The sequence below is a fragment of the Streptomyces sp. WMMB303 genome (assembly GCF_029351045.1).
In the GTDB taxonomy this organism is placed as follows: domain Bacteria; phylum Actinomycetota; class Actinomycetes; order Streptomycetales; family Streptomycetaceae; genus Streptomyces.
Genome location: NZ_JARKIN010000001.1, coordinates 3,487,444 through 3,510,385, shown reverse-complemented (window position 1 = coordinate 3,510,385; position 22,942 = coordinate 3,487,444). Strand labels below are relative to the sequence as shown.

20 protein-coding genes are annotated in these 22,942 nt (G+C 73.0%); 16 read left to right on the top strand and 4 right to left on the bottom strand.

All coding sequences use genetic code 11. The features are described 5' to 3' along the window. Positions 1-202: 202 nt before the first annotated feature. Positions 203-1,102, bottom strand: coding sequence for a rhomboid family intramembrane serine protease (locus P2424_RS15585; protein WP_276476332.1), 900 nt, complete (start codon positions 1,100-1,102; stop codon positions 203-205). Positions 1,103-1,235: 133 nt separating this feature from the next. Next, entirely contained in the window at positions 1,236-1,763 is a 528-nt protein-coding gene (locus P2424_RS15580; protein ID WP_276476331.1) for a peptidylprolyl isomerase, read from the bottom strand. 202 nt (positions 1,764-1,965) lie between these two features. Between P2424_RS15580 and P2424_RS15575 the strand changes: the two genes are divergently transcribed. Further along, the gene (locus tag P2424_RS15575; protein WP_276476330.1) at positions 1,966-2,709 is read left to right on the top strand and encodes a DUF5324 family protein; all 744 of its coding nucleotides are present in this window, start codon (positions 1,966-1,968) and stop codon (positions 2,707-2,709) included. A 208-nt stretch (positions 2,710-2,917) separates the two neighbouring features. Here the strand turns inward: P2424_RS15575 and P2424_RS15570 are convergent, their stop codons facing one another. Next, positions 2,918-3,493 carry an STAS domain-containing protein gene (locus P2424_RS15570; RefSeq protein ID WP_276476329.1) on the bottom strand — a complete coding sequence of 192 codons (576 nt, stop codon included), beginning with the start codon at positions 3,491-3,493 and terminating at the stop codon, positions 2,918-2,920. Between the two features lie 227 nt (positions 3,494-3,720). On the opposite strand from P2424_RS15570, the gene P2424_RS15565 reads away from it, so the two are divergent. Beyond that, complete coding sequence (locus tag P2424_RS15565; protein WP_276476328.1) at positions 3,721-5,835, top strand: regulator; 2,115 nt, start codon at positions 3,721-3,723, stop codon at positions 5,833-5,835. Positions 5,836-6,213: 378 nt separating this feature from the next. Further along, a complete protein-coding gene (locus P2424_RS15560) occupies positions 6,214-6,408 on the top strand; it encodes a hypothetical protein (protein ID WP_276476327.1) in 195 nt (64 codons plus the stop codon). A gap of 200 nt (positions 6,409-6,608) precedes the next feature. On the opposite strand, the gene P2424_RS15555 is transcribed toward P2424_RS15560, so the two are convergent. Beyond that, a complete protein-coding gene (locus tag P2424_RS15555; RefSeq protein WP_276476326.1) occupies positions 6,609-7,673 on the bottom strand; it encodes a LuxR C-terminal-related transcriptional regulator in 1,065 nt (354 codons plus the stop codon). A 296-nt stretch (positions 7,674-7,969) separates the two neighbouring features. On the opposite strand from P2424_RS15555, the gene P2424_RS15550 reads away from it, so the two are divergent. The 13 genes from P2424_RS15550 to P2424_RS15490 all read left to right on the top strand — a co-directional run bounded on the left by P2424_RS15550 (position 7,970) and on the right by P2424_RS15490 (position 22,834). Further along, a complete protein-coding gene (locus P2424_RS15550) occupies positions 7,970-9,133 on the top strand; it encodes an N-acetylneuraminate synthase family protein (RefSeq protein ID WP_276476325.1) in 1,164 nt (387 codons plus the stop codon). Then, positions 9,130-9,963, top strand: a complete 834-nt coding sequence (locus P2424_RS15545) for an SDR family oxidoreductase (RefSeq protein ID WP_276476324.1) — start codon at positions 9,130-9,132, stop codon at positions 9,961-9,963. The genes P2424_RS15550 and P2424_RS15545 overlap by 4 nt, the downstream gene beginning before the upstream one ends. A gap of 79 nt (positions 9,964-10,042) precedes the next feature. Then, positions 10,043-11,959 (top strand): transketolase C-terminal domain-containing protein, encoded by a 1,917-nt coding sequence (locus tag P2424_RS15540; protein ID WP_276476323.1) that lies wholly within the window; start codon positions 10,043-10,045, stop codon positions 11,957-11,959. Positions 11,960-12,020: 61 nt separating this feature from the next. After that, the gene (locus P2424_RS15535; protein WP_276476322.1) at positions 12,021-12,695 is read left to right on the top strand and encodes an RraA family protein; all 675 of its coding nucleotides are present in this window, start codon (positions 12,021-12,023) and stop codon (positions 12,693-12,695) included. Then, positions 12,695-13,624, top strand: a complete 930-nt coding sequence (gene rfbD / locus P2424_RS15530; RefSeq protein WP_276476321.1) for a dTDP-4-dehydrorhamnose reductase — start codon at positions 12,695-12,697, stop codon at positions 13,622-13,624. Before P2424_RS15535 ends, rfbD begins: the two co-directional genes overlap by 1 nt. A gap of 2 nt (positions 13,625-13,626) precedes the next feature. Further along, positions 13,627-15,024 (top strand): D-arabinono-1,4-lactone oxidase, encoded by a 1,398-nt coding sequence (locus P2424_RS15525; protein WP_276478992.1) that lies wholly within the window; start codon positions 13,627-13,629, stop codon positions 15,022-15,024. Then, the gene (locus P2424_RS15520) at positions 15,021-15,788 is read left to right on the top strand and encodes an HAD-IA family hydrolase (RefSeq protein ID WP_276476320.1); all 768 of its coding nucleotides are present in this window, start codon (positions 15,021-15,023) and stop codon (positions 15,786-15,788) included. Before P2424_RS15525 ends, P2424_RS15520 begins: the two co-directional genes overlap by 4 nt. Continuing rightward, positions 15,785-16,825 carry an aminotransferase class IV gene (locus tag P2424_RS15515; protein ID WP_276476319.1) on the top strand — a complete coding sequence of 347 codons (1,041 nt, stop codon included), beginning with the start codon at positions 15,785-15,787 and terminating at the stop codon, positions 16,823-16,825. The genes P2424_RS15520 and P2424_RS15515 overlap by 4 nt, the downstream gene beginning before the upstream one ends. After that, entirely contained in the window at positions 16,822-17,844 is a 1,023-nt protein-coding gene (locus P2424_RS15510) for a quinone oxidoreductase (RefSeq protein ID WP_276476318.1), read from the top strand. The genes P2424_RS15515 and P2424_RS15510 overlap by 4 nt, the downstream gene beginning before the upstream one ends. 57 nt (positions 17,845-17,901) lie before the next feature. After that, entirely contained in the window at positions 17,902-18,756 is an 855-nt protein-coding gene (locus tag P2424_RS15505; protein ID WP_276476317.1) for an aldo/keto reductase, read from the top strand. A gap of 102 nt (positions 18,757-18,858) precedes the next feature. Beyond that, positions 18,859-20,139 carry an ATP-grasp domain-containing protein gene (locus P2424_RS15500; protein WP_276476316.1) on the top strand — a complete coding sequence of 427 codons (1,281 nt, stop codon included), beginning with the start codon at positions 18,859-18,861 and terminating at the stop codon, positions 20,137-20,139. Then, complete coding sequence (locus P2424_RS15495) at positions 20,136-21,452, top strand: hypothetical protein (RefSeq protein ID WP_276476315.1); 1,317 nt, start codon at positions 20,136-20,138, stop codon at positions 21,450-21,452. The genes P2424_RS15500 and P2424_RS15495 overlap by 4 nt, the downstream gene beginning before the upstream one ends. Then, on the top strand, positions 21,449-22,834 hold the full coding sequence (locus tag P2424_RS15490; RefSeq protein ID WP_276476314.1) for an MFS transporter: 1,386 nt from the start codon (positions 21,449-21,451) through the stop codon (positions 22,832-22,834). Before P2424_RS15495 ends, P2424_RS15490 begins: the two co-directional genes overlap by 4 nt. The last annotated feature ends 108 nt before the right edge of the window (positions 22,835-22,942 follow it).

Below are 22,942 nucleotides of genomic sequence, written 5' to 3'. Positions count from 1 at the left end.
TGGACCACGCCGTGCACAAGATTCCGCACCCGCTGTGGACAACCGAGGGTCGAGCCCACTTTCGAGCACCGTACGAAGGTCCCGGCAACCCGGTTGTCCACCGGAGACCGGGGCCGGCGGGCGGCCCCCGGCGGCCGACCCGGCGCGCCCGACCGGCCTGACCCGACCCGGCTCAGGTCAGGTCAGGTCAGGTCAGGTCAGGTCAGGTCAGCTGGAGTGTCCGTACCACCAGCAGCACCACGACCACCGCCAGCAGCAGTACGAAGGCACCGACCTGCACCAGGGTCCGCCGTGCGCGCGGGGCGTGCACCATCGCGTAGGCCAGCAGCACACCCGCGACCAGGCCGCCGACGTGCGCCTCCCAGGCGATGTTCTTCCAGGTGAAGGTGAAGACCAGGTTGATGGCCAGCAGGATCAGGATCGGCCGCATGTCGTAGCGCATCCGCCGCATCAGCACGGCCATCGCGCCGAACAGGCCGAAGATCGCGCCGGAGGCGCCCAGCGACGCCTGCTGCGGCACGGCCAGCAGAAAGGTGAGCGCGCCGCCGGCCAGCCCGGAGAGCAGATACAGGCCCGCGAAGCGCAACCGGCCCAGCGCCGACTCCAGCGGCGGGCCCAGGAACCACAAGCCGAGCATGTTCATCGCGATGTGCCAGATCTCCTGGTGCAGGAACATCGAGGTCAGCAGCCGGTACCACTGCCCTTCCGCGACGCCCTCCACCGGACCGTACGGCTCGGTGACCGCCCGCCCGAACAGCAGCAGTTCGTCCAGCAGCCGGTCGCCGCCCGCGAGCACCGCGATGAAGACGGCCACGTTGATGCCCAGCAGCACCTTCGTGACCAGCCGCGGATCCCCCGTGACGCGCCCGCCCGCCACCGTCCTGGGCCGATCTGCACCCGGCCGGTGTCCGGTCCCGGAGCCCGACCGCACACATTCGGGGCACTGGAATCCGACGGAGGCCGCCACCATGCATTCCGGGCAGATGGGCCGCTCGCAGCGCGTGCACGAGATGCCCGTCTCCTGGTCCGGATGCCGGTAGCAGTACTTCGGCGCCGGCTGTGCGGCCCCGCCCCCGGGTTGTCCGTCCTGCTCCACGCTCACCCCTCCAGTGTCCCGTACGCACACGCCCCACCCGCCCTGACATACGGACGGGTGAGGCGTGTGGTTCCCGCTGCCGCTCGGGCCGCCGGCCCGCCGACGGGTGCCGGCCGCCGGCTGCCGCCGCCTGCCGCGGTTACTGCCGCTCGATGACGACGGACTCCAGCACGACGTCCTGCACCGGACGGTCGGTGCGAGGGTTGGTCTCGGTACCGCTGATCTTGTCCACGACCTCCCGGCCGGCCTGGTCCGCGACCTCGCCGAAGATGGTGTGCTTGCCCGTCAGCCAGGTCGTGGCACCGACGGTGACGAAGAACTGCGAGCCGTTGGTGCCCGGACCCGCGTTGGCCATGGCCAGCAGGTACGGCTTGGTGAAGGCGAGGTCGGGGTGGATCTCGTCGCCGAACTCGTACCCGGGGCCGCCGGTGCCGTTGCCCAGCGGGTCCCCGCCCTGGATCATGAAGCCGCTGATCACACGGTGGAAGACGGTGCCGTCGTACAGCTTCGCCGTGGTCTTCTCACCCGTCTGCGGATGCGTCCATTCGCGGGAGCCCTCGGCGAGCTCGACGAAGTTCTTGACCGTCTTGGGCGCATGGTTCGGGAAGAGCTGAACGCGGATGTCGCCGTGGTTGGTCTTCAGGATGGCGTGGAGTTGCTCGGCCACGGTCTACCTTCCATCTGCCTGCATTGTCTCGCCCCGATCCTCCCACGGACGCCGGGGGCGATGGCTGACCCGGATGCCCGACCGGGAGAGCGGGGCGGAGCACCGGCAGGCATGATCTTCGAAACAGGTGGAAAACGACTTCCTGTCCTCCGTTGTCGGAGAGACTGCCACGTGAGTCATGAGCCACCGAGGAGGAGGAACCGTGACCGCCAAGGAAAGCGTGCGCGCTGCGACCGGCACGGCCAAGGAGAACGTGCGCCATGCCGCGGAAGTGGTGAAGCCCCACGCGGGCCAAGCCAAGGACACCGCGGCGCGCTATGCCCATGAGGCGAGTGCGCGGCTCGGGCCGAAGGTCTCCAAGGCCGCCGAGCAGGCTCGCCACTCCGCCCGTGAAGGATACGAGCACTACGTCGGCCCCCGGGTCGCGCAGGCTCTCGACGCCCTGCCTCCCGAGGTGGACAGGACCGCGGGCCGCGCGGCCGAGCACACCCGGGAGGCGGCCCGCCGGGCGGCCGCCTACGCAGGCCCGCGCCTGGAGACGGCGATGACGGAGGCCCGCGCCGCCGCCGGACCGGCCCGCGAGGAAGCGGCGGCGCGCGGGGCCGCGGCGGTGGCCGCGCTGCGCGGTCAGGTGACGGTCGAGGAGATCGAGAAGCTCACCCGGCGCCGCCGCCGGCGCTCGCGCGCCGGCCGGTTCGTGCGGCGCGCCGGTCTGATCGGGCTGCTGGCGGGCGGCGCCTACGCCGCCTGGCGCTGGTGGGACCGGCAGGCGAACCCGGACTGGCTGGTGGAGCCGCCGGCCGCGACCGAGGTCGACGACCGCACCTCGCTCTCCAGCGTGAACGGCTCTCCCGCCGAGAGCAGCGGGAGCGACGGGAGCGAGCTGGACCCGGAGGTCCGGGCCAAGCAGGAGGACGCGGAGTCCGAGGGCCGCGACAAGCAGTAGCCCGCCTCCGAGGGCCGGCGCCGCGACCGTCGGTGGCGCCGCCCCTCGGCTGTGCGAACGGCGACGGCGCGGGGCTGTCGGCGGCGCGGTGCCCCGCCGCGCGTGGATGGCCCGTGGCACGGGTGTCGCGGCGGCGTGCCGCGGCGCCTTGAGGGCGCCGGCCGTCGCCGCCGGGCACGCGGGTGCTCCGGTCGGGTGAGCGGGGGTGTCAGCCCTTCCGTCCTCCGGCCGCGTCCGGACCGTCCGCGCCGTCCCGGCCGTCCGCCCGGTCCGGCACGTCCGCCCTGCCGTCGGCGGGGCGCGCGGCGTTCGCGGCGTTCCGGTCCGGTTGCTCCGGGAGCGCCTCCGGCGCCGGCACGGGGACCAGGACGTCCTCCAGGCCGGTGATCCGCAGCAGCCGCAGGACCCGCGGGTCGGCGCACACCAGGGTGAAGGAGCCGCCGCTCGCCAGCACCCGGGCCCGGATGTCCACGAGGAGGGCCAGTCCGCTGCAGTCGATGAAGGTGACCGGCCGCAGGTCGGCGACGAGCTGCGGGGCGGGAGCCGCGGTGAGCGCGTAGAGCCGGGGCGTGGTGGCCAGCACCACGGCCAGGTCGATCTCCCCGTGCAGCTCCACCACGCTGCGACCGCGCTCGGCGCGGGTCAGCACCGTGCCTGCCGGAGCCTCCGCCCCCTCGCCGGGGGTGCCGGCTCCGCCCGCCCAGGGCTGTTCGGCGGTGGCCCGGAGCTGCTCTGGTGCGGTGGAGGACAGCCTGCTGCCGCTCGCGTCGGGGTGCGGTGCCATCGGTGCCCTCACGTATGACCTTGTGACCGTAGGAGTCCAGGAAATCGGCCCGTAAGCATAGGCAGGGCCTTTGGGGGTGGCGCTGCGCCACCCCTGCATCGTCACTCGAACGAGTGTAAAAACCCAATTCTGCTTGCGAGTTGACGCTTCATCCTCACGAGTCCTTCGCATCCGGGAGAATGCCCGAAGTGGCGGACTACCGGCCGGTCGGCAGGAAGACTGGCCCCGTGCAGCAGAACATCCCCGAGGAGACCACGTCCTTCGTCGGCAGGGCCGCCGAACTGGCGCGGCTGGCCGAAGCGCTCAGGGAACAGCGGCTGGTGACCCTCGTCGGCGGATCCGGAGTGGGCAAGTCCCGGCTCGCCCTGCACGCGCTGAGCACCGCCCAGCCCGGAGTCGGGAGCATCTACTGGGCCGACCTGTGGCCGCTGCGGAGCGACGAACTCCTCGCCGCCACCGTGGCCGACGCGCTCGGCCTCTCCGACCACACTCCCCGGATACCGCTGGACGCCCTGTGCGGCTGGGTGGCGGACCGCGCGGTGCTGCTCGTCCTCGACTCGTGCGAGCACCTCGTCCCGTCCTGCCGCCACCTGGTCGGCGAACTGCTGACCGCCTGCCCGCGGCTGACCGTGCTGACCACCAGCAGGGAGCCGCTGGGCGCCATCCGCGAGACCGTGCTGCCCGTACCGCCACTGACGCCCGGCACCGAGGCCCTCGCCCTCTTCCAGCAGCGCGCGGAGGCGGTCGGCAGACCGCTGCGCGAGGTCCCCGAGCAGCGGCTGGCCGCGGAGCTGTGCGCCCGGCTGGACGGCGTGCCGCTCGCCCTGGAGCTGGCGGCGGCACAGTTGCGCCACCACACGCTGGCCGAGACCTCGGACCGGATCCGCTCCGGGCTGGATCTGCTCGACGATCCCGGCCGATCCGACCCGGGAGGGCCCTCCGGGCCCACCGGCTCCGGGCCGCCGGGCGGCGCCGCTGCCGGGCTGTCCGGGCCCGGCGAGGAGCTTCGGCGCCCCGCACGGCACAGCGCCGTGCGGACGGCCGTGGGCTGGAGCCACGAGCTGTGCCGCCCCACCGAACGCCTGCTATGGGCCCGGCTGACCGTCTTCCCCGCCGGATTCGACGGCGGACTCGCCGAACAGGTCTGCAGCGGCGGCCCCTTGACCTCCGGGGAGCTGCGCTCCTGCCTGGCTGGTCTGGTGAACAAGTCGGTCGTCACCGTCGAGGGGGGCCGCTACCGGCTGCTGGACAGCATCCGCGAGTACGGCCGGATGTGGCTGCGGGAACTGGGCGAGACCGAGCAACTGGCCACCCGGCACGCCGCCGCGGTCGTGGAGCTGTCACGGCAGGCCCGCACCGAGTGGCCCGGGGCGCGCCAGCAGGGGTGGTACGAGCGGATCGAGGAGCTGTACCACGACGTGCGCGAGGCACTGCGGTTCCTGTTGGCCTCCGACCCGGCCGCGGCCCTGGAGCTGGCCGGGAACGTGGCCTTCTTCTGGGTGTGCTGCGGTCACCTCTACGAGACCCACCACTATCTGGAGCTGGCACTGGCCTGCACCGAGGGGTCGAGCGAGGCGCGGACGCGCGGCCTGTGGTCGCTGGGCCTGGCCCGAGTGCTCCACGGGGACCACGAGTCGGGCCGCGCGCTCGCCGAGCTGACCCGGCGGGAGGCCGGCCTCGCGCGGAACGAGGAAGGGCTGCGCGGGGCCGCCTATCTGGAGGCGCTCGCCGCGCTGCTGGCCGGACGCCCGCTGGCGGCCCTGGCGACGGCCGACGCGGCGCTGCGCGACACCGGCCGCGCGCCGGAACCCGCCTTCGGCAGCACCCTGTGCCGGCTGGCCCGGCTGTTCGCGCTCACCGGCGCCGGACGGCTCAAGGAGGCCCGCCGCGAGGCCGAGGCCCTGCGCCGGGAGTGCGTACGGCTCGGGGAGTACTGGACCCGTTCGTACACCGACTACCAGTTGGCGCTGATCGCGCTCTTCGAGGACCGGCCGGGCCCGGCGGGCGCCCACGCGCGGGACATGCTCGACGCGAAGCGCCGCATCGGGGACCGCTTCGGCATCGCTCTCGGGCTGGAGTTGCTGGCCGCCGCCCAGGCGCGGGAGGGCGAGCCGGAGCGGGCCGCGCTCGCCTACGGCGCCGCCGCGCAGCACTGGGAGATCGTGGGCCACCCGCAGCGCGGCACCCCCGAGGTGGCCCCGTTGCGGGACGAGGGGCAGGCCGCGGCCCGGGCGCAGCTGGGAGACACCGCGTACCAGGCGCTGTTCCACAGGGCGTTGCACGCCGACCGCGATCAGGCTCTTGGCTGGGCCACCCGGCCCGATCCGGAACCGCGCCGGTGAGATGCGGCGCGGCCGGCGCCCCCGGTGACCAACGCCGTTCCCGGCCCGTGCGGCAGCCGTCCCCGAAGGCCGGCCAGGCCATCGCGGTGCACGGCCTGCGTCCGTCCTGCGGCGGGTTCGCGCTCGACGGCGCCGCACCCGCCCCGGGGACGCCGCGCGCCCGGCCCGGCGGCGCCGGTAGGCGGTGCGTCCGACGCCAGACTCCCCGCCGGGCGCCATCGTCCAGTGGCCGACCACTTTGGGCCTGACCGGTTCCGGCCAGAGGAAGGGGGCCCGGTGTCAGTGGATCGGTGGCAGGATCGGCTTTTGTCGGGCACAGCTCCGATCACCGTATGAATGATGTACGGGCGTCTCTTGTACTCATCCGGGGGAATCAGCATGATCGATCGTTCTCTTACTCGTATCGCCCTTACCGGGCTCGCCGCCGCGTCGGTGCTCGCGGTGGGCGGTGCCTTGACGGGAGCCGCGCCGCGGACCGCCTCGGCCGCGGTCTCCTCCCTGTCGGCCACCGGCTCAGAGCCCCGGTCCGGCATGGCCGGTGCCTCGGGCCTCGACGACACCGGCTGGGACTGAGCCTTCCGGCTACGGCAACAGCACCACACAGGACGGCGGCACCACGTACATCGACGGCGCGACACGAACGACAGGCGGGTCACGGGACGGCTCAGGGAGAGCCCGTGGCCCGTCCTGCTGCTGTGGCGGCCCCGGAGCCGCTGCCTTCCAGCACCTCAGCTCCCCGCCCCCTGTTGCCGCTCATCGCGCGCTGATACCCCTCAACGTCCCTCCGGCCCCGGATCCTGGCCCGGCTCGGTGAGCAGGGGAACGGACTGGACGAGCCCGAGTTCCACCGCCTTGACGCCGGCCATGAAGCGGCTGGTGGCACCGAGTTCCTCCATGATGGCCGCCATGTAGCGACGGCAGGTGCGGGTGGCGACGCCGAGCCTCCGGGCGATGACATCGTCCTTGAGGCCGGTCGCCATCAGTCGGAGAATCGTTTGTTTCAGCTCTTCCGAGGTGCCCTGATCGTCGCTCTCCTCGGTGGTGTCGAAGGGGTGCGCCGAGAGCCAGGACTTGTGGTGAGTGCGCCAGAGGTAGCCGACGACGGTGGGGTCGGTCACGATCGCGGCGCCGGGGGCCCGCCGGCCCGTTCTGTTCTGCGGGACGAACGCCACCCGCGCATCGAAGATGATCACACGTTCGTGGATCTCGGCCGTGGTGCGCACCTCGCCGCCGAGTTCGGTGATGTGCCCTACATAGGCCCGGGTGGCCAGGTCGGCGCGGGCGGTGTGCTGGTAGAGCACCCGCATCTGCACACCGCGGGTGAGCATGAGCGCGTCCCGGCTGGAAGCCTCGCTGAGTGCGGCCGTGCTGCGCCCACCGCCCGGCTGCACCGACAGCACCTCCTCCTCGCACTCCCGTGCGGCCAGGGCGAGTTCGCCGCGCACGGCCTCCGCGTCCTCGACGAGGCGGACGGCGGGCGGCCCCGCCGCCGAGGAGCGCTTGCGGCGCTCGGCCCACACTCCTGACAGCTCGCGCATCTGCCGGGAGACCCGGACGACTTGGCTGCGCCGTTCGATGATGTCGACTTCGAGCCGGTTGGCGAGCACGGCTTCCGCGATGCCCGGGTCGACCAACTCCGGCCGCCGCCCCACGCCGTGGCTGGCCAGCAGGCACAGCTCGGTCAGAGTGGCGCGGATCCGCCGGACTTCCGCAGGGTCGCAGTCGAGGAGGGCGGCGATCCCCTCTTCGTCGAAGCAACCCTCGCGCAACGCGTGCCAGTAGGCGGCTCTGCAGGATTCATCCAGTTCGGGTGGCTGCAAGGCATTTAACGGCTGCATGTCCGAGTTCCCCCTGTTTGACAGGATCCACTACCTGCCTGGACATTTTATGACAGCGCACCCCTGTGGTCGCGACCCACTTCCCGGTGCCAGGCTCGTCCCGCTCGCACAACGTGGCGCCTCCCCGTACGCCGAGCAATTCCGTCGGCCGAATCGAGGGACGAATTCCGTCGACCCCGGGAACGCCGCGAGCCGCGAGTTCCGATACGCGGGCTGGTATTCCAATCCTTGACCAGCCGGCATCGGCAAGTCCGGGACACAAGCCGTAAGTGGGGATTCCGAGAGGAAGACGGCGCATGCGTGAGATCGAGATAGCAGGCAACCGGATCGCGGACGACTCGGCGGCCTACGTGATCGCTGAGATCGGCCACAATCACGAGGGCAGCCTGACGAAAGCGGAGGAGCTGTTCCGCAAGGCGGCCGAGGCCGGAGCCTCCGCCGCCAAGCTTCAGAAGCGCCACAACAGAACGCTGTTCACTCGCGAGATGTTCCACCAGCCGTACACCGGAAAGAACAGCTATGGCGCCACCTACGGCGAACACCGGGAATTCCTGGAGTTCGGCCACGACGAATACGCGTATCTCATCAAGGTGGCCCAGGAGCTGGGTATCGACTTCTTCGCGACCGCCTTCGACCTTCCATCGGTCGACTTTCTCGCGGAACTGGACATGCCGGCCATCAAGATCGCGTCGGCGGATGTGACGAACACGCCCCTGCTGCGCTACGCGGCCGGCACCGGCAAGCCGCTCATCGTCAGCACCGGCGGGGCGACCATGGACGAGGTCCGGCGGGCGGTCGAGACGATTCTGCCGGTCAACAGCCGGCTGGCGCTGCTGCAGTGCACGGCGGTCTACCCGGCGGCGCCCGAGGACCTGAACCTGTCGGTGATCGAGACCTACCGCCGGGAGTTCCCCGAGGTCGTGGTCGGCTTCTCCGGACACGACCTGGGCAACGAGGCCAGCGCGCTGGCCTACTCGGTGGGCGCCCGTGTCGTCGAGAAGCACTTCACCCTCGACCAGACCCGGCCCGGCAGCGACCACCACTTCTCGCTCGACCCGCCGCTGCTGGCGAAGCTGACCGCGTCGCTGGAACGAACCCGGGCCGCGCTCGGGTCGCCGGTGAAGGTGTGCAGCGAGCGGGAGGCGCCGGCGGTACGCAAGATGGGCAAGAAGCTGGTCGCCGCGTCCGACCTGGCCGCCGGGCACACGGTCACGGAAGCCGACATCGCCTACCGGTCCCCCGGGGACGGGATGAAGCCCTACCGGACTGGCGAGCTGCTCGGCCGGGTGCTGGCCCAGCCGTTGCCGGCGGACGGCGCGTTCGCCCCCGAGCTGCTGCGGCCACGCACGAAGAGCGCCGAGACCGCCGTGAACGCCGAGACCGCCGAAGCCGCTGGGTCCGCCGTCGCCGCTGCCGATCCCGCCGTGGCCGCTCCGCCGAAGCCGGACCCGGTCGGATGACGGGGTCGCGGAGCGACCCGTTACTGGCAAGCCTGCGCGGCGCCCCCGCGGTCGTCACCGGGGTCAGCGGCCGGCTCGGCCGGGTGTGGACTTCCGCACTGCTGCACGCGGGAGCCGATGTGCTGGGCCTCGACAGGCTGGAGCCGGCACCCGAGGTCGCGGAGGAGCTCGCGGAGACAGCCGAGAAGCAGTCCCGCACCTTTCTCTTCCACCGGGGCGACGTCACCGACCTGGCCTCGCTGCGCGAGGCGCTCTTCTTCTGCGTCGAGCGGCTGGGCACCCCGCGCGTCCTCGTGAACAACGCGGGCATCGACCAGCCGCCGTCGGCCGGAGCCCGGAACCACCACTTCGAGGACATCCCCGACGAGCTGTCGGCCGCGGTGCTGGATGTGAACGCGGCCGGAACGCTGCGGACCTGCCAGGTCTTCGGCTCCCGGATGGCGGCGCAGGGCCGCGGTTCCGTCATCAACATCGGCTCGCTGTACGGGTCGGTGGCGCCGCAGCCCGCGCTGTACGAGCATCTCGGCGTCGATCCGCCCTTCCTCAAGCCGCCCGCATACGGCATGTCGAAGGCGGGGGTCGCTTCGCTCACCCGCTATCTGGCCACGCTGTGGGGCCCGGACGGGGTGCGGGTCAACACCCTCTCGCCGGGAGGTGTACTGGGCGGCCAGGACCCGCTGTTCCAGCAGAAGTTCACCGCGCGGGTGCCGATGAACCGGATGGCCACCGAGGACGACCTGGTGGGCCCCCTGCTGTTCCTCGCCTCCGACATGAGCCGCTACATCACCGGGAGCGAGCTGCACGTGGACGGCGGTTTCTCCGCCTGGTGAGCCCGGTCCGCGCCGCACGTGCACGTCATCGAGCCGACGCAACGACCATCCCGCCCCGACGCACACGCAGGGAGTCGCCATGAGTCATGCCCCGAGCTGGGTGCCCGCGTCCGAGTTCGCCCGGGTACGGGAGGAGATCGCCGACCCCTACGACCGGGCTGCCGCGGTCAGCACCCTCGCCCGGCTCAACACGCTCTACATGATCGAACGGGCCGGCTCCGGCCATCTGGGCTCCAGCTTCAGCGCCGCCGACATCGTCACGCAGCTGTACCTCTCCGAGCTGCGCGACCCGGCCGCGACCGACGGGGACGTCTACTTCTCGTCCAAGGGACACGACGTGCCCGGTCTGTACGCCCTGCTGGCCGGGCTCGGGCACCTGGACGAGGGGCTGATCCACCGGCTGCGGCGGCTCGACGGGCTGCCCGGCCATCCGGACGTGGGCACCCCGCACATGCCGTTCAACACCGGCTCGCTCGGCATGGGCATCTCCAAGGCCAAGGGGCTGGTCCTGGCCGACCGGTTGGCGGGCCGCGACCGCAGGGTCTATGTGCTGACCGGCGACGGCGAGCTTCAGGAGGGCCAGAACTGGGAAGCGCTCGCGGGCGCGGTACGGCACGGGATGCGGGAGCTGACCGTGGTCGTGGACCACAACAAGATCCAGTCCGACACCTGGGTGGCCGACGTCAGCGATCTGGGGGATCTGGAGGCGAAGTTCCGCTCCTTCGGGTGGGGTGTCGTCCGCTGCGACGGCAACGATCCGCAGGCGCTGGAGGCCGCCTTCGCCAAGCGCGCCGCCGCGTTCCCCGACGGCCCCGCGGTGCTCGTCGCCGACACGGTCAAGGGCGCCGGCTGCGGCACGTTCGCCGCGACCTCGATGTGCGAGGAGGAGTGGCGGTACCGCTACCACAGCGGGGCGCCCTCTCCCGAGGACTGTGCAGCCGCGTACGCGGAGCTGTGGGAGACGGCGGGGCAGCTGCTGGCCCGGCATGGCGTGGCCCCGGTGCGGCCCCGGCCCGCGCCGGTGGCGGACGGCGGTACCCGGGGGGCGCGCGAGAGCGCGTACGAGCCCTACCGGCTGACGCCGGTCTACGGCGAGGCGCTGATCGAGCTGGCGCACCGGGATCCGCGGGTGGTCGCCCTCGACGCGGATCTGGTGCTGGACACCGGGCTGATCCCCTTCCGGGAGCAGTTCCCCGACCGCTTCTTCGAGTTCGGCATCGCCGAACAGGACATGGTCTCGGCCGCGGGCGGGCTCGCCGCGGGCGGGCGGCTGCCGTTCGTGCACTCGTTCTCCTGCTTTCTGCACTCCCGCCCCAACGAGCAGATCTACAACAACGCGACCGAAGGCCGCCGGATCGTCTACGCGGGCTCACTGGCCGGGCTGGTACCGGCGGCACCCGGCCACTCGCACCAGGCGGTACGGGACGTCAGCGCGCTCGGGGCCGTACCGGGGCTGGTGGTGGCCGAACCGGCGAACGCGGCACAGACCCGCGCTCTGGTGCGGTTCGCGGCCGCGGCCCGGGAGTCGGTCTACCTCCGGCTCTCCAGCGCACCCGTACGGGCGGTGGTCGACGCGCTGCCCTTGGGCGAGGAGCCGTTGACCGGCCGGGGGACGACAGTACGGCGGGGCGGGCCGCTGGTCGCAGTCGGCGCCGGGCCGGTCGTCCTCGAACACCTCATGGGCGCGGCCCAACTGCTGGCCGCCGACGGCGTCGAGCTGACGGTGGTGGACCTGCCCTGGCTCAACCGGGTGGACCCGGACTGGCTGGCCGGGTTGGCCCGCGGTGCGCAGGCGCTGACCGTCGTCGAGCACCACTACACCCACGGCGGCCAGGCCGACACCGTCGCCCGCGCTCTGCTGGAGCTGGGCCTCACCGCCCCGCCGGCCTTCCGCGGCCTCGGCCTGACCCGGCTGCCCGACTGCGGCACCGAGGCGGAGACCCTCGCCGCGCACGCGCTGGACGCGGCCTCGCTGGCGGCGGCGCTGCGCCCCTGAGTCCCGGACCCGCCGCACCCGAACCGACCCGCACGTCCGAACCGAGGAGAGGCAGACCGCTGTGCAGACCGTCTACAACGACCTCGTCCGCCCGCCCCGCGAGACCGTCGAGGCGTTCCGCGAGGTGCTGAAGGAGTACAGCCCGAGCTGCCTGGTCACCGACGCGCGCAAGCGCGTCGGCGCCATCGGCGGCTTCCACACCGTGCGGCCCGAGCACAAGGTCGTCGGGCCCGCGCTGACCGTCAACCTGTCCGTCGACGACCTCGTCGACTGCATGCCGGTACTGGCCAGGGCGGAACCCGGTGACATCGTCGTCGTCGCCTGCCACGGTACGCCGCTGACCGCGATGTGGGGCGGGCTGATGTCGACCCTTTCCCTCAAGGCGGGTATCACGGCCGGTGTGGTCGACGGCGCGGTGCGGGACGTGGACGAGATCCGCGACCTGGACTTCCCGCTCTGGTACCGCTCCACCGTCCCCCGCCCCTCCCCGACGGCGGTGCACGACCGCACCGAACCGGTCCAGGTGAACGTGCCGGTCGTGGTGGGAGGCCAGGTCATCCGGCCGGGCGATCTGCTGGTCGCGGACGAGAACGGGATCGCCGTCGTCCCGCAGGCCGAGACCGACGACGTCCTGGCGGGCACCCGGCTCGGCATCGGCAAGGAGCGCACCATCCGCGAGAAGATCGCCTCGGGCGCCACGGTGACCGCGCTGCTCGAAGAGTTCGGCCACCTGTGATGGCGACGGCATCGGGGCCGACGCGGATCCTGCTGACCGGCGCGGACGGGCTGCTGGGCACCGCGCTGCGGGACGTGCTCGCCCGGGACGGCGACCGGTGGCAGGTGCACGGGGTGTCGAAGGACGACTTCGACATCGCGGACGCCGCCGCGGTACACGGTGCCACGGCCGGCTTCCGCCCCCACGTGGTGGTGCACTCGGCCGCGCACGCCGTCGTCGACGACTGCGAGCACGACCCCGCGCTGGCGCTGCGGGTCAACGTCGCCGGAGTGCGCAACGTCGTGGCGGCCTGCCGCCGCACCGGAGCCCGGCTCATCCACCTCTCCAGCGACTACGTCTTCGACGGCGCCGAGGTGCCGCCGGGCGGCTACCGCGAGGAGGACGTGCCCTGCCCGCTGAACGTGTACGGGCTGACGAAGCTCGCCGGTGAACGGCAGTGCGCCCTGCTCGGCACCGCCGGGCTGAGCGTGCGCACCTCGTGGCTGTTCGGCGGCGACAACCCGCGGGTCGACAACGTGCTGGCGGCGCTGGTCAGGGCACGGCGCGGAGAGCCGGCCGGACATATCGCCGACCAGTACAGCCGACCCACCTCCACCGCCGACCTGGCCGAGGCGCTGGTGCGGCTGCTGGCGGCACCGGAGCCGGTCAGTGGCACCCTGCACATCGCCAACGAGGGCACGGCCAGCTGGTACGAGGTCGCGTTGGCTTTGCGCGAGCTGTACCCGCGGATGCCGGAGCCCAAGCCGCTGAGCACCGCCGAGGCGGGTTTCGCCGGCGAGCGTCCGCGCGACTCCACGCTGTCGACGGACCGGCTCGCCGGGCTGGGGATGCGGCTGCCCCACTGGCGGGACGCACTGGAACGGTACTGCCGGACGCTGGAGGCGGCCGGGTCCGCGGCACTCGGCGGCCGGCCGGAAGGGCGGCGGTGACGATGACGAGCGTGACGACGGCGCGGCAGCCGGCCGCGGGCCGGGGAGTGCTGCGCGACTCCCGATGGCGCACCTGGGCCGGCACGGTGGAGTGCGCGCCCGCCCGGACGGTGCGGCCCACCGGTGAGGAAGAGCTGGTCCGGGCGGTACGGAAGGCGGCACGCGACGGACTGTCCGTGCGGGCCGCCGGCACGGGGCACTCGTTCAACCGGCTGGTGCCCACCTCCGGGGCCCTGATCGACCTGACCGGGTACACCGGCATCGTCGCGCTGGACACCGCGGCGGGCGAGGTGACGGTCCGCGCGGGCACCCGGTTCACCGAGCTGTGCGCAGGGCTGCACCGCCGCGGCATGGCGCTGCCCAACATCGGCACCCTGGCCGAGCAGACCGTCGGCGGCGCGCTGTCGACCGGCAACCACGGCACCGGGCTGCGGCATCGGGCACTCTCCGGCGACGTCACCCGGGTGCGGTTGGTGACGGCCGACGGCAGGGTACGCGGCGTAGGGCCCGGGGACGAGGCGGAACTGTGGGGCGCCGTGCGCTGCGGGCTGGGCACCCTCGGCGTCCTCAGTACGGTCACGCTGCGCTGCGTACCGCAGTTCCGGCTGCGGTCGGAGTCGGCGACCGAGCGGCTGGACGCCCTGCTGGAGCGGTTCGAGGACTGGGCGGCGGGCAGTGAGCACCCCAGCCTCGGTTGGCTTCCCTGGTCGGACCAGGTGACCGTGCGCTCCGTCGACCGGACCGACGAGCCGGTCACGCCGGGAGCGGGATTCCGGCGGCTGGCGGCGACGCTTGACGAGGTTCGGTGCGGAGTGACCGGGCAGGCGGCGCGGCTCGCCGGTGCGGAGGCCGTGCCCCGGCTCACCGCCCGGCTGGGCGGGCTGTGGCCGGACGGCCCGTATGTGGACGCCAGCCACCGCGTCTTCACCTTCGCGCAGCCCGTGCGGTTCCTGGCGATGGAGCACGCGCTGCCGCTGGAGCGCACCCCCGACGCGTTGCGCGCGCTGCGGACCGTACTGCGCCAACTGGGCATCTATTCGCCCTACTCGGTGCTGGTTCGGGTCGGTGCCGCCGACGATGTCCCACTCTCCCCGGCGTACGGGCGGCCGACCGGGTACGTCAATCTCACGGTGCCGCGCGCCGCCGGGCAGGTGGAGATCCTGCGGGCCGTCGAGCCGGTGCTGCGCGACCACGGGGCCCGGCCGCACTGGGGCAAGGCGCACACCGCGACCGCCGAGGTGTTGGCGGGGCGGTACCCGGGCTGGGCGGAGTTCCAGCGGGTGCGCTCCCGGCTCGACCCGTCGGGGATGTTCGCCGGCCCGTACACGGACACGCTGCTGGGCCCGGCCCCGGCCCCGGTCGCCGAGCCGGCCGTGGCCGCGGGGAGGGGAGCGAGATGAGCGCCGTACCGGGAGCACCGGGACGGCCACGGGAAGGCGAACGGCTCCCCGGCGTCGTGCTGTTCGACTTCGACGGGCTGCTCTGCGACACGGAGGCGGCCGGCCACCGGGCGTGGTGCGAACTGTACGCCGAACACGGGCGCACGTTCCCGGACCGCACCTGGCGGGAGATGGTCGGCCGGGAGGACGGCGAACTCCTGGCCCTCCGCCGCCTGCTGGCCGGGGAGCCCGACCAGGCCGACGACGCCGCATACGCCGGTGGCGGCACTACCGCCCGGGCCGCCGAACTGCTGGCGCGCCGGCGGTGGCGCAAACGCGAACTGTGCACCCGGGAGCCGCTGCGGCCCGGCGCCCGGGAACTGCTTCAGGAGGCCGCGCGGACCGGCGTACCGGCCGCCGTGGTCTCCAGCGGTCCGGCCGCCTGGGTCTTCGGGCATCTGGAACGGCTCGCCGTGCGGGAGCTGTTCGCACTGTTGGTCACCGGTGACCAGGTGCGGCGGCCCAAGCCCCATCCCGAGCCGTATCTGCTGGCGCTGCGCAGGCTGGGGTGCCGGGCCGCCGAGGCCGTGGCGTTCGAGGACTCGACGGTGGGGGTGCGGGCGGCGCGGGCGGCCGGCGTGTGGTGCGTGGCGGTGGACAACGCCGCGGGCGGTCCCGCGGATCTCTCCGAGGCCGACGTCGTGTTGGACAGCCTTGCCGACTACCGGCTGACGGCCCCGTTCGGCGGCGTCGGACACGAGACCAGCGAAGGGTTCGCCGTATGAACAGCATGACCGGTGTGACCAGCGTGACGGACATGGACCGTGGGCACGGGGGCGAGCCGCGGCAGATGGGTGCGCTCGCCGGCTCCGGTGCCGCGCACCCCGCGTGGCTGTGGCGCTCGGGTGCCCTGGTGCCCTGGGACGAGGCCCGGGTGCATGTCAACGCGGTCGGCCACGCCTCGGTGGCCGCCGTCTTCGAGGGCATCAAGGGCTACCTCGCCGCCGACGGGGAGCGGCTGCTCGTCTTCCGGCTCGACGACCATCTGCGGAGGTTCGCCGAGTCGGCCCGGCTGTGCCGGCTCACCCTTCCGTACGACACCGGCCGGCTGCGGGATGCGGTGTTGGAGCTGCTGGTGGCCAACGGTTTCCGGCAGGACGTGTATCTGCGCCCCTGGGCGTTCCCGGAGGGCATCGTGCGCGAGGCGATGGTTCCCGCGGACGCCCGCTGCGAGGTGGCCGTGGACTCCTGGACGTTCGACAGCTCGCTGGAGTCGGTGCGGGGCTGCCGCGCCGCCGTCAGCTCCTGGCGGCGGATCGGCGAGGCCGCGATGCCACCGCGGGCGAAGGCGTTCTCCAACTACCACAACGGCCGCATGGCGCTGATGGAGGTGCGGGAGAACGGCCACGACTGGCCGATCATGCTCAACGAGCGCGGCCAGGTCGCCGAGGGTGCCAGCGCCTGCGTGGCCCTCGTCCGGGACGGCACGCTGCTGACCCCCTCGCTCAGCAGCGGGGTGCTGCCCGGCATCACCCGGGACACGGTGCTGAGCCTCGCCAGGGACCTCGGCATCCCGGTGGAGGAGCGGGAGGTGGACCGCAGCGAGCTGTACCTGGCCGACGAGATCTTCTTCATGGGAACGGCCTGGGAGATCCTCCCGGTGGCCGCGATCGACGGGATGCCGGTCGGCGGGACCGGCGCCCGCCCGGCCGGGGAAGCGGCCCCCGGGCCCGTGGCCCGGCGGCTGCTGGAGACCTACCGGCAGCTGGTGCGCGGGATGGCGGGCGCCTCGCCATGGCTGACGGAGGTGAAGCCGGCGTGAGGGCGGTGCTCGTGCGGGAGCACGGCGGCCCGCGGGTGCTGCGGGTGGCCGACGTACCCGATCCGCTTCCGGGACCGGGGGAGCTGCTGATCGCGGTGGAGGCCGCGGGCGTCAACTTCATCGACATCTACCGGCGTTCGGGGGTCTATCCCGGCGTGCTGCCGTTCGTGCCGGGTGTCGAGGCCGCGGGCACGGTGCTGGCCGCGGGCGAGGGCGCCGAGGACGGTCCCCGGCCGGGAGAGCGCGTGGCGTGGGCGAACCAGCCGGGCGGCTACGCGGAGCGGGCGGTGGTGCCCGCGCACCGCGTGGTGCGCGTGCCCGAAGCTCTGACCTCGCGGGATGCGGCGGCGGTGCTGTTGCAGGGGATGACGGCGCACTATCTGACGCACGAGACCTACCCGGTGCGGCCCGGTGACACGGTGCTGGTCCATGCGGCGGCCGGCGGCATGGGGTTGCTCTTGACCCGTTTCGTTCACCTGCGCGGCGGACGAGTCATCGGTACGGTGTCGTCCACCGAGAAGGAACAGGCGGCCCGGGCGGCGGGCGCCTGGCAGGTGCTGCGGCGCGACGGGGGGAGCGCCGGGGATGCCGGGGTGGACGGGGATCTCGCCGCGACGGTCAGGGAGTTGACCGATGGGGAGGGGGTGGCAGCGGTCTACGACGGAGTCGGCGCACCCACGTTCGACACCAGTCTCTCCGTGCTGCGGCCCTGCGGCACGCTCGCCCTGTTCGGCCAGGCCGGAGGAGCGGTACCGCCGGTGGACCCGCAGCGCCTGAACACTGCCGGGTCCGTCTTTCTCACCCGTCCCAACCTCGACCACCACATCCGCACGACGCAACAGCTCACTGCCCGGGCCGAGGCGCTGTTCCGGTACGTCGCCGACGGGCGCTGCCCGGTCCATGCCGGCGGCAGCCATCCGCTGGAGCGCGCCGCCGAGGCGCACCGCGCCCTGGAGAGCCGGAGCACCACCGGGAAGCTGCTGCTCACCACCGAGCCGCCGGATCCAGCCGGCACGTAGCCCCCCGGCAGGCCGCCCCACACGTATGTCGCATCGGTACAGGAACGGAGAAACTCCATGACCACCACCCGCAATCCCCGCACCTTCGCCATCGGCGGCGAGCTGACCGTCGGCCGACTCGGGTTCGGCGCCATGCGGCTGACCGGGCCGGGCGACTGGGGGCTGCCCGCGGACCCGGCCGGCGCGCTGAAGGTGGCACAGCGCGCGGTCGAACTGGGCGTCACCTTCATCGACACGGCCGACGCCTACGGCCCGGGCACCAACGAGGAGCAGCTGGCCGAGGCCCTGCACCCGTACCCGGAGGGGCTGGTGATCGGCACCAAGGCCGGCCAGAGCAGGCCCTCGGCGCGCGAGTGGAAGCCGCTGGGGCGGCCGGAGTACCTGCGCCAGCAGTGCGAGCTGAGCCTGCGTCGGCTCCGGCTCGACCGGATCGACCTCTTCCAGCTGCACCGGATCGACCCGCAGGTGCCCGAGGAGGAGCAGTTCGGCGTCCTCGCACAGCTGCGGCAGGAGGGCAAGATCCGGCACATCGGTCTGTCCGAGGTCTCCGTCGAGCAGTTGGAGCGGGCCCGGAGCAGCATCGAGGTGGCCAGCGTGCAGAACCTCTACAACCTCACCGAGCGCAGGCACGACGACGTGCTGGAGTACTGCACCCGGGAGAACATCGCCTTCATCCCGTGGCTGCCGATCGCCAGCGGGCAACTGGCCGCGTCCGGCGGTTCCCTGGCAGCCGTCGCCGCCGAACTGGGGGCGACCGCCGCCCAGGTGTCCCTGGCGTGGCTGCTGCACCGCTCACCGGTCGTGATCCCCATCCCCGGCACTTCGTCACTGGGGCATCTGGAGGAGAACGTGAGCGTCGCAGAGCTCTCCCTCAGCGACGAGCAGTACGCGACGCTGACCGCGCTCGGCTGACCCGCGGCCCGCCACCCCGGCCGCGCCCGCGCATCCGCCCCGCATCCGTCTCAGGCCCCTCCACCTGTCTCAGTCCGCGAACGGAAGGCAGTGTCCACCGCCATGAGCATCCTTGTGCTGCACAAGAAGAACCTCAGCCGCAGACGCCATCTCGCCCGTGCCCGCGAGTACGCCCGGCAGCACGGCGAGCGGCTGCTGCTGGTGATGAAGGATCCGGACTGGGAGGCGGACTACGTCGACCGGGTGGAGATCGCCGACACCAGCAGCATCGAGGAGACCCTCACCGCGGCCCGCCGGCTGGCCGCCGAGGAGAGCGAACCGTTCACGGCGGTGGTCACCTTCGCCGAGGCGCCGGTGCCCGCCGTCGCCCGCGTCGCCGCCGAGTTCGGCCTGCCCGGGGTGCCGGAACGCACGGCCCGCCTGGCCCGGGACAAGTGGCAGATGCGCCGGGCGTTCACCGAGGGCGGGGTGCCGCAGCCGCGGCACGGCCTGGCGCGCTCCCGCCAGGAGGCCCGCGAGGTGGCTCGGCACACCGGCTTCCCGCTCGTCATGAAGCCCGTGCTGGGCACCGGCAGCATGTTCGTGCGCAGCGTCGCCGACGAGGACGAACTGGCCGAGTACTTCGACACCTTCCGTGCCGGGGCCTGGGACGGGTTCACCTACGACCCGCTGCACGAGTCCGCGCAGCGCGAGTACGGGGGCGGTCTGCTGCTGGAGGAGTTCGTGCCGGGCACGGAGATCTGCGTCGAGTCGGTGGTGCACGAGGGCGCGGGCACGGTCCTGGCGATTCACGACAAGCCGCTGCCGACCGGCCCCACCTTCGAGGAGGTCTACGCCTGCACCCCCACCAGGCTGCCCGCCGCGACGGTCAAGGCCGTCGAGGAGGCCACCGCGGCGGTGCACCGGGCGCTGGACATCCGCACCGGCGCCACCCATGTGGAGTTCCGGCTGCGCGGCGCCGAGAACGATCCGGCCGACCCTCCGCAGCCCGTGGTGCTGGAGGCCGCGGCCCGGATGGGCGGCGGGCCGATATACCGCTCGGTCCAGCTCTCCACCGGCGTCGACATGGTGGCCGCGGTACTGGACCTGGCCTGCGGCCGGGCCCCGCACATCGAGCCGCGGCCGGAACCGGTCCCCGTCGGCTTCTGGAACATCTTCCCCCGGCGGGCGGGCACCTTCACCGGCGCCACCGGCCTGGAGGAGGTCCGCGCCGATCCCCGCGTGGACGAGGTGGAGATCTACCGCAAGCCGGGCGAGGACCTGCTGGTACCGCCGCGCACCTTCCAGGGCCACGGCCACCTCATCTACACCGTCGAGCGGACGGAGCTGCTCGACCCCGCCTTCCGCGAACTGACCGGCACCCTGCGTCTGGAGACCGAATGACAGCGCCCGGCACGGCACGGCGACGGGTCGCGGTCGTCGGCGGACAGTCCCACTCGGTGATGGCAGCGCCCGAGCTGGACCTGGACGTCGTGCTCGTCCACGCCCCCGGTATGTACGAGGAGAAGCTGCACGCCTGCTGCGAGCGGATCGAGCACGCGGACCTGTCCGACGCCGACGCGCTGTTCGACGTGCTCGCCCCGCTGCACGCGCAGCGGCCGTTCGCACGGGTGCTGACCACCAGCGAGGTCGGTGCCGTACCCACCGCCGAGGTGACCCGCAGACTCGGACTGCCCGGCAACAGCCCCGAGGCCGTCGGCATCCTGCAGGACAAGGCCCGCACCCGGGCCGCGCTGGAGCGGGCCGGTATGCCCGCCGTCCGGCACCGGGTGGTCCAGGACGCGGACGCGCTCGCCGCCTTCCAGCGGGAGATCGGGGGCCGGATCGTCCTCAAGCCGGTGGACGGCACCGCCAGCGCGGACGTCCATTTCGCCGACGACGAGCACGGCGCACGGCGCGGTTGGCAGCAGTACACTGCCGCCGGCCACCGGCGCGGCCTCGCCGAGGAGTTCCTGGCGGGGCCGATCATCAGCGTCGAGTCCTTCTCCGCCGCCGGCCGGCATCTGCCCGTCGCCCTGATGACCTCCGTACTGGACGAGCACCTGGTGGAGATGGAGCACACCGTTCCCGGAACCTACGGAGCCGAGTGGACCGAGCAGCTGCACGAGCAGACCGTGGCGCTGCTCACGGAGATCGGACTGCTGGAGGGCCCCACCCACACCGAGTTCCTGCTCACCCCGGACGGGCCCAGGATGCTCGAATCGCACGCCCGGATGGGCGGCGGCGGGGCACCCGCCGCCGTCCGGCGCGCCTGCGGTCTGGACTTCTCCAGGATGTTCCTCTCGGTGCCACTCGGCCTCGAACCGCTTCCCGAGCAGGCGCCGGACCCGGTCGCCGCCGCCACCGTACGGTTCTTCGCGCCGCAACCCGGGACGATCACCGGCTTCGACGGCATCGAGGCGCTGGAGGCGTCCGGCGTGACCGTGCTGCGGGCCCCGGACGGGGTGACGTTACCCGGCGTGCCGGGCCTCACCGAACTGTCCGAGGCGGCCACCGGCGTCATGCTGGCCATGGGCCGGGGCGGTACCGTGCCGCCGATCCGGGCGGGCTGGGACCGCGCCATGGGCTATGTGATCACCACCGCGCCCGACGCGGCCGCGGCCCGCGCCCGCTGCGACGAGGTCGAGCACACCATGCGCATCCGGACGGCCGCGACCGCACGGCCGGCCTCCGGCAGCGAGGCGGTGGCCAGGTGAACGACGCACACGAGAGCACCGAGCGCTCCCCGGCCCCCGGCGCACCGGCCGCCACGCAGCCGGCCGTCGTCCCGCCGGCCGGTCCGCCCCCGGACCGGCCGGGTGCTCCGGCGCCCGCCGCCGACGGCAAACCCACCGGGCCCGGCAGCGCGGAGCAGAAGTCGGGGCTGATGCGGGACCACGACTTCCGGATGCTGTTCTCGGCAGCCGTGGTCAGCAAGGTCGGTACCCATATCGGCTACATCGCGCTGCCGCTGGTGGCCATCGAGACGCTGGACGCCTCGGCCGGACAGGTGGGCGTGCTCGGCATGCTCAGCACCGTCGCCTTCCTGCTCATCGGGCTGCCCGCGGGGGCCTGGGTGGACCGGATGCACTACCGGCGCACCATGATCACCGCCGATGTCGTCCGTGCCGTACTGCTCGGCTCCGTACCGCTCGCCGCGCTGTTCGACGCCCTGACCATCACCCAGCTGTACGCCGTGGTGCTGCTGAACGGGTGCGCGACCGTGTTCTTCGACGTCGCGGCGCAGAGCTGCCTGCCCGGCCTCGTCGGACGGGACCGGCTGGTGGCCGCCAACGCGCAGCTCAACAGCTGGGACGCCGCCCTCCAGGCCGGCGGCCGGGGCGGCGGCGGATTCCTGGTGCAGGCCCTCACCGCACCGGTCGCGGTGCTGGCCAACGCGCTCGGCTTCGTCTCCTCCGCGCTGCTGCTCGGCAGGATCAGCAAGCAGGAGATCCCCCCGGAACGGGACCGCCGCAAGACCCTGTGGGCGGAGGTGGGCGAAGGAGTGCGCTTCGTCGCCGGGCACACGGTGCTGCGCCCGGTGGCACTGGCCGGCTCCTGCACCAATCTGTCCGTCTTCACCATCACCACGATGGTCCCCGTCGTCTTCCGGGACGAACTGGACCTGCCCCTGTGGGCCGTCGGTCTGTTCCTGTCCATCGGCGGGATCGGGGTCTTCGCCGGCGCACTGACCGCACGGCGGGTCGGAGACCGGCTGGGCCCCGGACGCGCCCCGTGGATCCTCGGCATGTGCACCGTGCCGTTCGCGCTGACCGTGCCGCTGGTGGACCGCGGCTGGCTGCTGGGGGCCGCGGCCGGGGCCTGGCTGCTGGTCACCTTCCGGATGGGTGTGGACAACGTGCTGCTCGTCAGCTTCCGGCAGCGGGTGACGCCCGGGCCGCTGCTCGGGCGGATGAACGCCACCATCCGCTTCCTGTTCACCGGCGCGCTGGCCGTCGGCGGCGGCATCGCCGCGGTGGTCGGTGAGTACGCCTCGCCGCGGGCGGCCCTGTGGGTCGGCGCCGTCGGGCTCGCCGGGGCATGGCTGCCGGTCTTCCTCTCGCCGCTGCGCACGATGAGGACGCTGCCCGACCAGTGAGGGCGCGGCCGCTGCCTCCGTTTGCGCCCCGCGCGGGCCACCTGCCGGACGGAGGAGGGGCCGCCCGGTGCCGCGCAGCGGGTGCCGCGAGGGTGCCTGCCCGTCGCG

Coding starts and splice junctions, on each gene's coding strand:
- P2424_RS15525 (WP_276478992.1), top strand. CDS start 13,627: ATGACGAGCGTGACGACGGCGCGGCAGCCGGCCGCGGGCCGGGGAGTG.
- P2424_RS15570 (WP_276476329.1), bottom strand. CDS start 3,493: ATGGCACCGCACCCCGACGCGAGCGGCAGCAGGCTGTCCTCCACCGCA.
- P2424_RS15515 (WP_276476319.1), top strand. CDS start 15,785: ATGAACAGCATGACCGGTGTGACCAGCGTGACGGACATGGACCGTGGG.
- P2424_RS15540 (WP_276476323.1), top strand. CDS start 10,043: ATGAGTCATGCCCCGAGCTGGGTGCCCGCGTCCGAGTTCGCCCGGGTA.
- rfbD (WP_276476321.1), top strand. CDS start 12,695: ATGGCGACGGCATCGGGGCCGACGCGGATCCTGCTGACCGGCGCGGAC.
- P2424_RS15560 (WP_276476327.1), top strand. CDS start 6,214: ATGATCGATCGTTCTCTTACTCGTATCGCCCTTACCGGGCTCGCCGCC.
- P2424_RS15500 (WP_276476316.1), top strand. CDS start 18,859: ATGAGCATCCTTGTGCTGCACAAGAAGAACCTCAGCCGCAGACGCCAT.
- P2424_RS15545 (WP_276476324.1), top strand. CDS start 9,130: ATGACGGGGTCGCGGAGCGACCCGTTACTGGCAAGCCTGCGCGGCGCC.
- P2424_RS15495 (WP_276476315.1), top strand. CDS start 20,136: ATGACAGCGCCCGGCACGGCACGGCGACGGGTCGCGGTCGTCGGCGGA.
- P2424_RS15555 (WP_276476326.1), bottom strand. CDS start 7,673: ATGCAGCCGTTAAATGCCTTGCAGCCACCCGAACTGGATGAATCCTGC.
- P2424_RS15505 (WP_276476317.1), top strand. CDS start 17,902: ATGACCACCACCCGCAATCCCCGCACCTTCGCCATCGGCGGCGAGCTG.
- P2424_RS15550 (WP_276476325.1), top strand. CDS start 7,970: ATGCGTGAGATCGAGATAGCAGGCAACCGGATCGCGGACGACTCGGCG.
- P2424_RS15520 (WP_276476320.1), top strand. CDS start 15,021: ATGAGCGCCGTACCGGGAGCACCGGGACGGCCACGGGAAGGCGAACGG.